Source organism: Klebsiella indica (assembly GCF_005860775.1).
Lineage (GTDB): Bacteria > Pseudomonadota > Gammaproteobacteria > Enterobacterales > Enterobacteriaceae > Klebsiella > Klebsiella indica.
The window spans coordinates 1-13870 of record NZ_VCHQ01000001.1 but is presented as its reverse complement, the minus strand read 5'-3'; the positions used below and the strand labels follow the sequence as shown (position 1 = coordinate 13870).

The following is a 13870-nucleotide window of genomic DNA, read 5'->3' as shown; positions in this document are numbered from 1 at the left end:
GGCACGTACAGGCAGTACGCGCCGATGATTCCCGACGCTCCCCCTGCGGGTCGTCCTGGAGGGCACTGCATTTGGCGTTATCGCTGTCGAAGACCAAACGGGCAAATAACATCGCCTGATGGGTCAGGCAGGCTCCGGGTCATCGCGTATTTCAGGTAATCAGGAATGCAGATAATGATCAGTGATTCTCGCAGGACGCGCCGTGCTATCGGTCAACTTGCGGTGAGAGTCGGTGGACACACCCTTTGGGTCAGCGTGCTCATGTGCTGCGTCCTGCTGGCAGGGATTTCTATTGGCGAAACCTTTATTCCCTGGGGGCACGTACTCAGCACGCTGGCAAATCGTCTGTTTGATGCCCGCTATCCTGTCGATGCGCTGGATGCGGGAATTATCTGGAACTACCGCCTGACGCGCGCGCTGGTCTCTGCCAGTTGTGGCGCCTGCCTGGCCATATCCGGGGTTGTGCTTCAGTCGTTGCTGCGCAATGCGCTTGCCGAACCTTATCTGCTGGGTATTTCCGCCGGCGCCTCTACTGGCGCGGTGCTGATTGCGCTCACCGGGCTTGGCGCCGGGATCGTCAGCATGTCCCTGGGGGCTTTTATTGGCGCACTGACTGCATTTCTGTTCGTTGCGCTGCTGGCGATGGCCGCTGGCGGCAGACAGGGCGGTGGCGTCACAACCAAAATTATTCTGGCCGGGATCGCCAGTTCGCAGCTTTTCAATGCGATGACTTCACTGATTATCACCCGCTCGGCAAACGCCGAGCAGGCCCGCGGTATCATGTTCTGGTTACTGGGTAATCTCAGCGGCGTGCGCTGGCCTGATGTCGTCCTGGCGGTGCCCACTGCGCTGATCGGCATTGTGCTGTGTTTTTTTTATGCTCGTCATCTTGATGCCTTCTCTTTTGGCGCGGAATCCGCCGCATCGCTGGGAATTCCGGTAAAACGTACCCGCGCGGTGCTGATCGCCGCCGTCACCGGCATGACGGCAATTATGGTCTCTATTGTCGGCGCGATTGGCTTTGTTGGCCTGGTGATCCCTCATGCCGCCCGTCTGCTGGTTGGCAATCAGCACCATCGGCTGCTGCCGGTCAGCGCGCTGACCGGCGCCATTTTCCTTGTCATCGCCGACGTTATTTCCCGCACCTTATTGCCAGGCCAGGTGCTACCAATAGGCGTGATCACCGCGCTGGTTGGTGCGCCAGCGTTTTCACTCATCCTGATAAGAGGAGGCCGGGCCAAATGACGCTGAACGCGGTAATCCCTTTTGAGACCTCTGCTGATGCGGTTATCGAAGCGCGCAATCTGCGCTGGCAGGTGAAAGGCAAGATGATTGTTGATGATGTCTCGCTCAGCGTCACGCCAGGCGAGTTTGTCGGTATCATCGGCCCCAACGGTTCGGGTAAAACGTCCCTCATTTCATTGCTGGCGGGGTTGCTGAAGCCCACTTCCGGCCAGATTGCTCTGCAGCAAAAGGCACTGCAACAGTACTCGCGTCGTCATCTGGCGCAGAAGGTGGCATTGGTTGAGCAGCAGGCGGAGACCAGTGAACGTCTTACCGCGTTGCAGGCCGTTTCGCTGGGGAGAACGCCCTGGCTCAGCCTGCTCTCGCCGTGGTCTCAAAAAGATGACGACATCGTGCAAACGATGCTGGAAAAAGTCGCGCTTCAGGCGTTGCAGCACCGCTGCTGGCATACTTTTTCCGGCGGAGAAAAACAGCGTCTGCATATCGCCCGGGCGCTGGCCCAGCAGCCGCAGCTACTGTTGATGGATGAACCCACCAACCACCTTGATATTCAACATCAGATTGGCCTGCTGAGTCTGGTGAAACGCGAAAAGCTCACGGTGATTGCCGCCCTGCATGACCTGAATCATGCGGCGATGTTTTGCGATCGCATCCTCGTTATGACGTCCGGACGCATGGTGATGCAGGGAGCGCCATGCGCCGTTTTTACCCGCGAAAATATTAACGCCTGGTTCGGCATTGATACCGTCATTGAACGCGAACCGGATGGCGCAAGCTGCTTTATTCGTTATCAGAGACCAGATGAATGCTAAGGAAGAACTGATGAAATACCTCAAACAGAGTCTGAAAGTTTTGTGTTTACTGGCGATCGCCTCTTCCGCTTTCGCACAAACCCACGAAGTATTGATGAAAAATCGTGGCGCGGCGGGGCCAATGGTCTATGAGCCGGATTACCTGGAGATCCAACCCGGCGATACGGTGAAGTTTATCCGCAAGCACAAGAGCCACAACGCGGCTTCAATCGCAGAACTGTCTCCTGCTGGCTACCCTGGGTTTATCGGCAAAATTGATGAAGAGATCGAAGTGAAATATGACCATGCCGGATTTTACGGCATCAAATGCACGCCGCATTACGCCCAGGGGATGGTGATGCTGATTAAGGTTGGCGATGCCTCTCTGCCAGACAGTTATCGTGCTTTCAAGGCGCCGGGAATTGCCGATAAGCGTTTCCAGGCCATTTACGCACGTATCGACAAACAGTAACCCACGATATGCAGGGAGGAGTGCATGGTGGCGGATAACAAACATGCAGATGACGACATTCAGGAGCAGCGTCGGGAATGCCTGTGCAGGATGACAACATTCGTCGGAGCGGCAGGCGTTGCCGCCGCCGTCTGGCCGCTGGTTTCTGCTTTAGGCCCGGATGAAAAAACGCGCGGTGAGAATGAACCGATCGATGTTTCTCTTGCGGGGATTGACGCCGGGCAAACCCTCCGGCGGGTATGGCAGGGAAAGCTGATTCTTATTCATCATCGCACGGCGGAGGAAATCGCCGCCGCCAGGGATGTCGATCCCACTACGCTTCTCGCCCCCCAGGCTGACAGCGAACGGGTGACTGCCGGTTACCCTCAATGGCTGGTGATTGAGGGATACTGTCCGCATGCCGGATGCGTCCCCAACGCCAGACCGGGCGGGCAGGGCTGGGTTTGCCCGTGCCACGGTTCAGAGTTTGATACTTCCGGGCGCGTAACCCGCGGACCGGCAACGGCGAATCTGGCCATCCCGGATTACGCGTTTCATCCCGATGGCCAGACCGTGCGCATTGGTGCGAAGGAAGCCTGAGATGGGGCGTGAACGGGTCTATTCGCTGCGCTGGCGTATCCCTTTTCCGCGCTCGGTCGCCGGACTCTGGGTTTTTGCCGTCGGCGCTATCCTGCTGGTTATGCTTGGCGTGCAGATCCTCACGGGGATCGTGCTGGCGATGTTTTACGTGCCGACGGCTGAACTGGCCTTTGATTCCATTATTCATATTATGCGTGCGGTTCGCCACGGCGAGCTGTTGCGCAATATGCACGCAATTGGCGCGTCGCTGTTATTCTTCGCCTGCTATCTGCATATTTTTCGCGGCATGTACTACAGCGTGTACCGCAAACCCTGGGTGACCATGTGGATGATTAGCGTGACGCTGTACGTGCTGCTGATGATGACCGCATTTCTCGGCTACAGTCTTATCTGGGGGCAAAAAAGTTATTGGGCGGCCACGGTCATTACTCGTTTTGTCCAGGCTATTCCGCTGGTGGGGGGCACGCTTTACGCCTGGTTGCTCGGAAGCCATACGCCGGGAACGCCGATGCTGGGGCGTTTTTTTGTTTTCCACTTTCTTTTCCCCTTTCTGATTGTTGTGGCGACGATTTTTCATATTCGTACCGTGCAATCGGCATTCGCTCAGGCGATGAAAAAGACGTTCAGCGAGAAAGCGTCGAGAAGCCTGTTATTCGATTACAAAATCAGCGACCTCGATGCCATCAAAATCACCCTTTTTTTGATGCTTTTTGCCTGGTTTTTATTTTTTGCTCCGCACTACCTGAGTAGCGCCGACAACTTTATTCCAGCCGATCCAACGGTGACGCCGGCGATTGTCGCGCCTGAATGGTACTTTCTCCCTTTCTTCTCAATGCTACGCTGCTTCCCGAATGAATTTGCCGGTCTGGCGGCGATGTGCGGTTCGATACTGATTTTCTATTTCCTGCCCTGGCTTGATACCTCGCGGGCGCGGTTTCGCCATTACAGCAAACTGGTGAAGTGCGGCTTCTGGCTGTGGGTCATGAATGCCTGTTTTTTAGGCTGGCTGGGGTCAAAAGCGCTGGTGGGCCCCGATCTGATTGACGGTTTCCGTAATGAAGAGGGGTGGATCCGCCCGGCATCTCAGCTTGCCACGCTGATCTGGTTTGCCTGGTTTTTAATCCTTTTACCCTGTCGTCGTTTTCTCGAAAAGCAGGATTGACAATGAAACGACTGGTATTCAGCATTCTGTGCTTATCTCTTTTGGCATCAGGCGCGACCGGTACGAAAGAGGCGGTGCCTGAACGGCAGGACTGGAGCTTTAGCGGTATTGTCGGCCAGTATGATAAACAACAACTGCGGCGCGGCCTGCAGGTGTATGAAGAGAAATGTCGTGCCTGCCACGGTATGAAACACCTTACTTTTCGCAATCTGACCCGGCCCGGCGGCCCTGAACTCACGCCTGAAGAGGCAAAAAGTATCGCCAGCGGCTATCAGTTCCCTGAGATTCAGGATGATGGCCAGGTGGGGGAGCGGGACGGGACGCTAAATGACAGCTTTATTTCGCCTTATCTCAATGAGCGGGAAGCGCGATACTTCAATAACGGCGCGGAACCCGTTGACCTGAGCTATATCGTCCGGGCCCGTTCCTACGATCGTGGTTTTCCGCAATTCTTGTTTGATGCCTTTCTGCCCTATACGGATCAGGGCGCGGATTACGTCTTTGCGCTATTAACCGGTTACCTGCCTGACGATCCTGAAATGAAAGCTAATCGCTATTTTCCAGGTGGGGTGATGAATATGCCGAAACCGCTTTCCGACGGCGAGATAAAATGGCACCCGGCGTCGCAGATAGCGGAAACGGAGGCGCAGTACGCCAGGGATGTCACTGCATTTCTGGCATGGGTCGCTGACCCGGATCTTTCCGGGCGAAAACAACAAGGCACTTACGTTATGGGCTATCTCGCCATTATGCTGGGACTGCTCTGGCTGCTACGCCGAATGAAGAGACGCTCGCCGCATGAGCGAGAGTGAACAGCGGCGTTTTTATTGCGACTGACGATAAATGAGAAATGCATCAAGTTGACCACATAATATCTTCATAATGTGGCATTACAGTAACGCTGTTTCTTTGTTTACAACATCAGGGAGGGGAGGTATGGAAGAGAGCCTGGAACAGCCCAGGGAACAGCCGATCGCCAGCTTTATCTGGTGTGGCGTGAGGGTAATTGTTTACTCACAGACGGTAAAATTTGCCGGTACGATGCTACACCGCCATTTTTTGCCAACCAATCTACGATTGAAGATAAATGAAGAAGTGCAGCAGGCGGCGATGAATCCCGGCGCTCACCGGCACAGTGGATATCCGGCAAGGAACCTCCTGAGAAAGTAATGTAACCTTTTCCGTTTCCGTATAGAACGATGAATATCTTCACTGTTTTCTGCCGCGTCGTTTAAATATTTATTTCTCCTTCAGAGACACTTTCCAGAACGTTAAGCAATGCGCTATTCCGGCGTTGGCGTTTTTATCCGTTTTTGTACCGGATGCCGTTGCGCTACACCCGCCGCGTGGGCCGGGATGCGTATGCGTTTTCTGTTTGAGGAAAGGTTGGTGCCGGTCTGTCATCCGGCGTTACTCACCGGAGGCCATTTCGCCAGCAAGTTGAGCGCGCTACCGCGCATTCACCGACGGCAGAATCCCGATGCGTGGCGTCTCTACGCTGATGAGAGAGGGATCACGTTGAATAATCCGGCACAAGGTGTCCGTTACGATCTGCACGAAATGGCGATTGCCGCTGCCCTCGCCGGGCAGGGTGTTGCGCTGGTGCCGCATGTTTATGTCGAAAATGAACTTGAAAATGGGCAATTAGTGGCGCCCTGGCCGATATCCCATCGGTTGAGTAAGCGCTTTTGTCTGGTGAGGCCGTCGGAAAATGGGATCAACGAATTGGCGTTACAGGCGTTTGAACGGTGGCTGGCGGCGGAATAATATCGCGTTTTCATGGTGTAAATGGCGCTGAATCATCACAGGGTGGTCGGCGCAGAGAAGGAGGGTACAGCCGCCAGGAGGCGGCGGTGGCATGGGTCAGGCGTGGGATAACAGCGGAAACATTAGCTTATTCTCTGCGAAGATATTTTCTTTGTGCGGGTAGATAAATAAAATATCTTCACCTTCTATTTTTTCATATTCGCCAGCCCGCCCTTCTTTTGGGGTAAAACCCAGAATAGCTTGATAGGTATGCGCGTCGGCGAGTTCATTTATAATGCCTGCCAGGGAACCGCCGTTATCGCAAAAAATATCGAAACAGATAAGTGCCGGGCCGTGCTGCATCGCTATTGCGACAGCCTGATTCTTTTCAGAAAAATAGACGAAGTGTTTCATAAAGGCGGAGCAGTAGAACATCAATAATCCGAAGTTATGCTGTATTCGCAATTGTGAAAAGGGGTTCGATTTTTGATAGTAGCGCTGCAATAGTGCGACTTCTTCTGGCTGGTCCATATCGAGCTTGCGAAAGTCACCCGCCGTTGGCATTACTGGCAGGATATATTGATGCTCATCTGTGCGCCTGAAACCGAATTGTGGATAAAAATCAACGGTTGTTGGGTTGGCGAACAAGAAAAAAGCGTCGGCTTTATTCTGCCAGTCCGCCAGAATCTGCCTGATGAGCTGCCCGGCCAGCCCCTTATTCCGATGATCCACATCGGTCATCACGGTACCGATTTGAATATAGCGTCGGGGTTCGTTCCGCCAGACAAGATCGATAATATTGGCGGAGGCATTAGCAATCACTTTATTGTTGTTCACCAGGGCATAAGGAATATAGGCGTCGGTCCAGTATCCTTTGTGGTACCACTCTTTAAAGGAGAGATCGAAGGTTTTAATTGCGAGGTCAATAAAGCTATTTCTCAAAACGTCATCGTGCACAATTTGCTTAACTAATTTATAGATCATCGTCGACATTCCTTTCCGCTGCGGGTGAGGCGCTATTTCCGGTTATCTGTTCGGCGGCCTGCTCTCTGTCAGGCGACTTAAAAATAGCATATCCCCACAGAACGGCGATGATTGTTGCGCTTAACCCTTGCCCCGGTCACAAATTCGCAGGAGATAAGGTGGTGTTCACGGCATATTTCAGGCGGTATTAGGGTAGCGGTTACGAGTGATGAGCATTTCCTGAAATCAGTGGATTGGAGCATGAAGCAGTGACGAGATGAAGTATCGTGGGAACAAATGCGTTTATTTTGCCAGGGCCGGGAATGTTCTGAGCTCTATCACTATGAATTGTAAAAAACGAAGAGCAATATCTCGCCTTCAAGGTCATGACCCCCATCATAATCACGTAGGTGGAATGTGTTATCATCGCGCCACTCTTTTCCGTCCCTGGACGTTTGTTTATGCAACAACCTGTTGTTCGCGTTGGAGAATGGCTGGTTACTCCCTCTGTTAATCAGATCAGCCGTAAGGAGCGTCACCTCACTCTCGAACCGCGCTTAATCGACCTTCTGGTTTTTTTTGCTCGCCACCCTGGCGAAGTGCTGAGTCGTGATGAGCTTATTGATAATGTCTGGACTCGCAACGTTGTCACCAGTCACGTCGTGACGCAGAGTATTTCTGAACTGCGCAAGTCGTTGAAAGATGGTGATGATAGCAAACTGGAATATATTGCTACAGTACCTAAACGCGGCTATAAACTGACGGTGCCGGTCATCTGGTGTACGGAAGACGGAGAAGCATTGACGCAGAATTTTTCCGTAGAAACAGAGTCCCTTTCCACCCCACCGGTAGACGCAGCGTCAGATGCTATTCCAAATGCGACATCGGAAAAATGCACGCGTGTGAACGCGTTTATTGTCTGGGTACTTTTTTTGTTAGCGCTCGGGAGTTGCGTGGCGCTGGTAGCTTTATCGACTCTGGAATCACGTCCACCCGTTGCGAAGGCACGATTACTACTTAACCCGCGTGATATTGATATTCATCTGCTCACCGGCAATACCTGTAACAACTGGTCGTCTCAACACGCGTATGCCATTGGGTTAGGGAGTCTGATTACCACTTCGCTAAATACCTTCTCCACCTTTATGGTGCATGATAAAACCAACTACAACATTAATGAGCCGAGCAGTTCCGGAAAAACGTTGACCATTGAGTTTGTGAATCAACGTCACTATCGCGCCCAGCAGTGCTTTATGTCGGTTAAGGTGGTGGATAACGCAGATGGTTCGACGATGATGGACAAGCGCTATTTCGTGACTAGCGATAATCAACTGTCAATTCAGAACGATCTGCTGAGTAGCCTGTCGGAGGTGCTGAAGCAGCCGTGGCCGGCACGTATGCAGGAGATGTTAAGGCAATTTCAACCTTCGCAGAGCATTGCCCTTACTTATTTTTATCAGGCACATCAACTATTAATGAACGGAGATGTTGATTCACTGAAAAGAGCCAGTAGTTTACTTGATGATGTGAATAAACTGTCTCCGGATTTTACCTATGCCTGGGCAGAAAAAGCGCTGGTGGATGTATTACGCCATTCACAGCAGCCGTTGACCGATAAACAGTTGGTTGATCTTTATAGTGAAATAAGTCGCGTAGGGAATATGCCAGTAATTAAAGATATGGCCATATTTTATCAAATTAAAACAGTAGACATGTTGAGCAAAGGAAAAGTGGATGAAGCCTATCAGGCCATTAATGCCGGGATTGATCTGGAAATGTCATGGATGAACTATGTGCTGTTAGGTAAAGTCTATGAAATGAAAGGGCAGAACCGGGAGGCTGCCGATGCCTATCTGACAGCATTTAATTTACGTCCAGGTGAGAATACATTTTACTGGATTGAAAATGCGGTATTCCAGACCTCGGTTACCCGCGTAGTACCCTATCTCGATAACTTTCTCGCTTCAGAATAAGTAAATTCTCATCATGGTCATTATTTTGAGCATAATGAGGTTAATATTGTGTTTCTTATAATATACCTGGTTGTTTTATTTCTTGGCTCATCTTTTGAAATTGCAACATTTTCGCAACAGGTGATGGTGTTTTTAACCTTCTGTAAATAAACAATATTTATCTTTTTATGATGTCAACTTGCCATCCTGATATGTTACGAGAAAAAGGTCAATATATCATTTGTTTGATGTTTTTAATTATTTCACTTTATCTTTATGACTTATTTTTCATCCGGACGTAATCTGGTTTGGAGTTGGTCGGATCAATAAAAATTTATCATCATGATCTGTGCCTCCAAATAAACGTAGGAGAAAAGAAAACATGAGTTCAGCGAAGAAGATAGGGCTGTTTGCCTGTACCGGTGTAGTAGCCGGTAATATGATGGGGAGCGGTATTGCACTATTACCTGCAAACCTGGCCAGTATCGGTGGTATTTCTATCTGGGGATGGGTGATTTCTACTATTGGCGCAATGTCACTGGCTTACGTTTATGCCCGTCTGGCGACCAAAAACCCACAACAGGGAGGGCCAATTGCTTATGCTGGTGAAATATCACCGGCATTCGGTTTTCAAACTGGTGTGCTTTATTATCATGCAAACTGGATTGGTAACCTGGCTATCGGAATTACCGCCGTTTCTTATTTATCGACATTCTTTCCTGTGTTAAATAACCCAGTGCCAGCAGGGATTGCCTGTATTGCTATCGTATGGATTTTTACTTTTGTTAATATGCTCGGCGGAACATGGGTTAGCCGATTGACGACGATTGGGTTGGTACTGGTACTTATTCCGGTTGTGATGACGGCGATTGTCGGCTGGCACTGGTTTGATGTTGCCACTTATCAGGAGAACTGGAATACCTCTCACGCTACGGATAGTCACGCGGTTATCAAAAGTATCTTGCTCTGCCTGTGGGCTTTTGTGGGGGTGGAATCGGCAGCGGTCAGTACCGGCATGGTGAGCAATCCGAAACGTACCGTGCCATTGGCTACGATGCTGGGTACAGCGATGGCCGGTATTGTCTATATTGCCGCAACTCAGGTTATGGTCGGTATGTATCCTGCCTCTAAGATGGCCGCATCCGGCGCGCCATTTGCCATCAGCGCTTCAACCATACTCGGCGGCTGGGCTGCACCGATGGTGTCCGCTTTCACCGCCTTCGCCTGCCTGACATCTCTGGGTTCATGGATGATGCTGGTGGGTCAGGCTGGCGTGCGTGCGGCTAACGATGGTAATTTCCCTGCGGTATATGGTGAAGTCGATAGCAACGGTATTCCGAAAAAAGGCTTGCTGCTGGCGGGAGTAAAAATGACTGCGCTGATGGTACTTATTACGCTGATGAATTCCACTGGCGGTAAAGCGTCAGATTTATTCGGGGAGCTGACCGGCATCGCGGTGTTACTGACCATGCTGCCTTATTTTTATTCCTGTGTTGATCTGATTCGTTTTGAAGGTATTAACATTCGCAACTTTGTCAGCCTGATTTGCTCGATTCTGGGCTGTGTATTCTGTTTTATCGCGCTAATGGGGGCAAGTTCCTTTGAGCTGGCGGGTACTTTTATCGTCAGTCTGATTATCTTGATGTTTTACGGTTGCAAAATGCATCAGCGCCAGAGTAGCGACAATTCCACTGATAACAACGCTGCCAGCGCGCATTAATCAGTAAAGTAACCCTATTCCTGAGGCCCTTTCCATAATCTGCCACAACGTGGCGGGAGGGGGATTCTATATCCGGAGATTTGACTATGAACGTTATTGCTATTATGAATCACATGGGCGTTTACTTCAAAGAAGAGCCCATCCGTGAATTGCATCGCGCGCTTGAACACCTTGATTTCCGTATTGTGTATCCGAATGATCGTGATGATTTATTGAAACTTATTGAAAACAATGCGCGACTGTGTGGCGTTATTTTTGACTGGGATAAATATAATCTTGAGTTGTGTGAAGATATCAGCAAAATGAACGAATATATGCCATTGTATGCCTTTGCTAATACTTACTCTACGCTGGATGTGAGCCTGAATGATTTGCGTATGCAGGTGCGTTTTTTTGAATATGCGTTAGGTGCAGCGGAAGATATCGCCAGCAAAATAAAACAAAATACTGATGAGTATATTAATACAATTCTGCCGCCGCTGACTAAAGCGCTGTTTAAATATGTACGTGAAGGCAAATACACCTTTTGTACTCCCGGCCATATGGGCGGTACCGCGTTCCAGAAAAGCCCGGTAGGTAGCATTTTCTACGATTTCTTTGGTTCTAATACCATGAAATCCGATATCTCGATTTCGGTTTCCGAACTGGGTTCTTTATTGGACCACAGCGGCCCACACAAAGAAGCTGAAGAGTATATCGCTCGCGTTTTTAATGCGGAACGCAGCTACATGGTGACCAATGGCACCTCTACCGCCAATAAAATTGTTGGAATGTACTCTGCGCCAGCGGGTAGCACCGTGTTGATTGACCGCAACTGCCACAAATCGTTGACCCATCTAATGATGATGAGCGATATTACGCCAATCTACTTCCGTCCTACCCGTAATGCTTACGGTATTCTTGGCGGCATTCCGCAGAGTGAGTTCTTGCACGCGACTATCGCTAAACGCGTGAAAGAGACGCCAAACGCCACCTGGCCGGTATATGCGGTGATCACGAATTCCACTTACGATGGCCTGCTGTACAACACTGATTACATCAAAAAAAACCTGGATGTGAAATCTATTCACTTTGACTCTGCATGGGTGCCTTACACCAACTTCTCGCCAATTTACGCAGGTAAATGTGGGATGAGCGGCGACCGCGTCGAAGGGAAAGTGATTTACGAAACCCAGTCCACGCACAAACTGCTGGCGGCATTCTCTCAGGCTTCCATGATTCATGTGAAAGGTGATGTTAACGAAGAAACCTTTAATGAAGCTTACATGATGCATACCACCACGTCTCCGCATTATGGTGTAGTGGCTTCCACGGAAACCGCTGCGGCAATGATGAAGGGCAACGCCGGTAAGCGCCTGATTAACGGTTCTATAGAGCGTTCAATCAAATTCCGCAAAGAGATTAAACGCCTGAAAGGCGAGTCTGAAGGCTGGTTCTTTGACGTCTGGCAGCCGGAACACATTGATGATCCTGAATGTTGGCCGTTACGTTCTGATAGCGCATGGCATGGTTTTAAAAACATCGACAACGAACATATGTATCTCGACCCAATCAAAGTCACCCTGCTGACTCCGGGGATGAAGAAAGATGGCACTATGGATGCGTTCGGGATCCCGGCCAGCATTGTGGCGAAATATCTCGACGAACATGGCATCGTGGTGGAAAAAACCGGTCCGTATAACCTGTTATTCCTGTTCAGTATCGGTATCGACAAAACGAAAGCGCTGAGTCTGTTACGTGCGCTCACCGATTTTAAACGCGCGTTCGATCTCAACCTGCGGGTGAAAAACATGTTGCCGTCACTGTATCGGGAAGATCCTGAATTCTATGAAAATATACGTGTTCAGGAACTCGCGGAGCGTATTCACCGACTGGTTGCGCATCATAACCTTCCGGATCTGATGTTCCGCGCGTTTGAGGTACTGCCAACTATGATGATTACGCCATACGCCGCGTTCCAGGAGGAGTTGCACGGTCAGACTGAAGAAGTTTATCTCGAAGAGATGGTGGGCCGCGTCAACGCGAATATGATCCTGCCGTATCCACCTGGTGTTCCGTTGGTTATGCCGGGTGAAATGATTACTGAAGAGAGTCGCCCTGTACTGGAATTCCTGCAGATGCTGTGTGAAATCGGTGCTCATTATCCGGGATTCGAAACTGATATTCACGGCGCCTATCGTCAGGCAGATGGCCGATATACTGTCAAAGTATTGAAAGAAGAGAACAATAAATAATTGATGTTTAACAGGGAGGTGGTTTATCGCTTCCCTTTTTTCAAGGGGCAAGGAGAACATATTTGCAACCACGCGCTGTGGTATATCGCTTTCCTGAGACGGCCTGATATGCGGTTCAGGGGGTTGATACCGCTGAGCAGCAGCGCGTCGGCGTGTTCATTCTCGCTTTGTTAACCGTCGTTGCTTGTCGCGTGGGTATACACGGTACGGCTATCCGGGAATGTCCTGGAGACGGCGTCATAGTACCGGGATGCTGATGCAGGCGTTAATACTCAAAACTGGGGTCTGAACTGTCGTGAATTATCACTTATTGTATTGAATATTAATACAAAAATAATAAATCCATGGTTGAGTGAAATCAGCCAGAAGTGAAACCTGTCTCGTTAAGATTGTTCCGTAATAATGGCACCAGAAACAGATCTCGCCGGATAGTGAACTGGTTCAATTATCGAAACAAGCTTGCAAGCAGGGTTATGAGGAACCAATATGTCTGAACAACAAGTACAAGGTGTCGATGAGGCACTTGATCTCAATAATGAACTGAAAGCCCGCCGTGAAAAGCTGGCTGCACTGCGTGAGCAGGGTATCCCGTTCCCGAATGATTTTCGTCGTGACCACACCTCTGACCAACTGCACGCTGAGTTCGATGCGAAAGAAAACGAAGAGCTGGAAGCGCTGAACGTTGAAGTTGCCGTTGCTGGCCGTATGATGTCCTGTCGTATCATGGGGAAAGCCTCTTTTGTGACGCTACAGGATGTCGGCGGCCGCATTCAGCTGTATATCGCCCGTGACGATCTGGTGGAAGGGGTCTACAACGAGCAGTTCAAAAAATGGGACCTCGGGGACATCATCGCGGCGCGCGGTAAGCTATTCAAAACCAAAACCGGTGAACTCTCCATCCATTGCAGCGAACTGCGTCTGCTGACTAAAGCCCTGCGCCCGCTGCCGGACAAATTCCACGGCCTGCAGGATCAGGAAGCGCGCTATCGTCAGCGCTACCTGGACC

The 13870-nt window shown here is 50.4% G+C and carries 12 protein-coding genes and 1 pseudogene; 12 read left to right on the top strand and 1 reads right to left on the bottom strand.

Going from position 1 to position 13870, the window contains the following annotated elements:
* Positions 1-174 precede the first annotated feature (174 nt).
* The 8 genes and pseudogenes from FE839_RS00065 to FE839_RS00030 form a co-directional block, all read left to right on the top strand.
* Entirely contained in the window at positions 175-1245 is a 1071-nt protein-coding gene (locus FE839_RS00065; protein WP_241675599.1) for a FecCD family ABC transporter permease, read from the top strand.
* Positions 1242-2057: an ABC transporter ATP-binding protein gene (locus FE839_RS00060; RefSeq protein WP_138357887.1), complete on the top strand. Its 816-nt coding sequence runs from the start codon at positions 1242-1244 to the stop codon at positions 2055-2057. Before FE839_RS00065 ends, FE839_RS00060 begins: the two co-directional genes overlap by 4 nt.
* A gap of 10 nt (positions 2058-2067) precedes the next feature.
* Positions 2068-2508 (top strand): pseudoazurin, encoded by a 441-nt coding sequence (locus FE839_RS00055; protein WP_138357885.1) that lies wholly within the window; start codon positions 2068-2070, stop codon positions 2506-2508.
* Between the two features lie 27 nt (positions 2509-2535).
* On the top strand, positions 2536-3087 hold the full coding sequence (petA, locus tag FE839_RS00050) for a ubiquinol-cytochrome c reductase iron-sulfur subunit (protein WP_138358311.1): 552 nt from the start codon (positions 2536-2538) through the stop codon (positions 3085-3087).
* 1 nt (position 3088) lies between these two features.
* Complete coding sequence (locus tag FE839_RS00045; RefSeq protein ID WP_138357883.1) at positions 3089-4249, top strand: cytochrome b; 1161 nt, start codon at positions 3089-3091, stop codon at positions 4247-4249.
* Between the two features lie 2 nt (positions 4250-4251).
* On the top strand, positions 4252-5061 hold the full coding sequence (locus tag FE839_RS00040; RefSeq protein WP_138357881.1) for a cytochrome c1: 810 nt from the start codon (positions 4252-4254) through the stop codon (positions 5059-5061).
* A 124-nt stretch (positions 5062-5185) separates the two neighbouring features.
* A complete protein-coding gene (locus FE839_RS00035; protein ID WP_138357879.1) occupies positions 5186-5419 on the top strand; it encodes a hypothetical protein in 234 nt (77 codons plus the stop codon).
* A 174-nt stretch (positions 5420-5593) separates the two neighbouring features.
* Positions 5594-6016 (top strand): annotated as a pseudogene (locus tag FE839_RS00030) (LysR substrate-binding domain-containing protein); the annotation flags it as partial.
* A gap of 96 nt (positions 6017-6112) precedes the next feature.
* Here FE839_RS00030 and FE839_RS00025 read toward each other — a convergent pair.
* Complete coding sequence (locus FE839_RS00025) at positions 6113-6979, bottom strand: GNAT family N-acetyltransferase (protein ID WP_138357875.1); 867 nt, start codon at positions 6977-6979, stop codon at positions 6113-6115.
* A 440-nt stretch (positions 6980-7419) separates the two neighbouring features.
* On the opposite strand from FE839_RS00025, the gene cadC reads away from it, so the two are divergent.
* The 4 genes from cadC to FE839_RS00005 all read left to right on the top strand — a co-directional run.
* Positions 7420-8931: a lysine decarboxylation/transport transcriptional activator CadC gene (gene cadC / locus FE839_RS00020; protein ID WP_138357873.1), complete on the top strand. Its 1512-nt coding sequence runs from the start codon at positions 7420-7422 to the stop codon at positions 8929-8931.
* Between the two features lie 361 nt (positions 8932-9292).
* Positions 9293-10630 (top strand): cadaverine/lysine antiporter, encoded by a 1338-nt coding sequence (gene cadB / locus FE839_RS00015; RefSeq protein WP_138357871.1) that lies wholly within the window; start codon positions 9293-9295, stop codon positions 10628-10630.
* A gap of 86 nt (positions 10631-10716) precedes the next feature.
* Positions 10717-12864, top strand: coding sequence for a lysine decarboxylase CadA (gene cadA, locus FE839_RS00010; RefSeq protein WP_138357869.1), 2148 nt, complete (start codon positions 10717-10719; stop codon positions 12862-12864).
* A gap of 486 nt (positions 12865-13350) precedes the next feature.
* Positions 13351-13870 (top strand): OB-fold nucleic acid binding domain-containing protein (locus FE839_RS00005; RefSeq protein WP_241675597.1); only part of this gene is annotated, 520 nt, incomplete at its 3' end.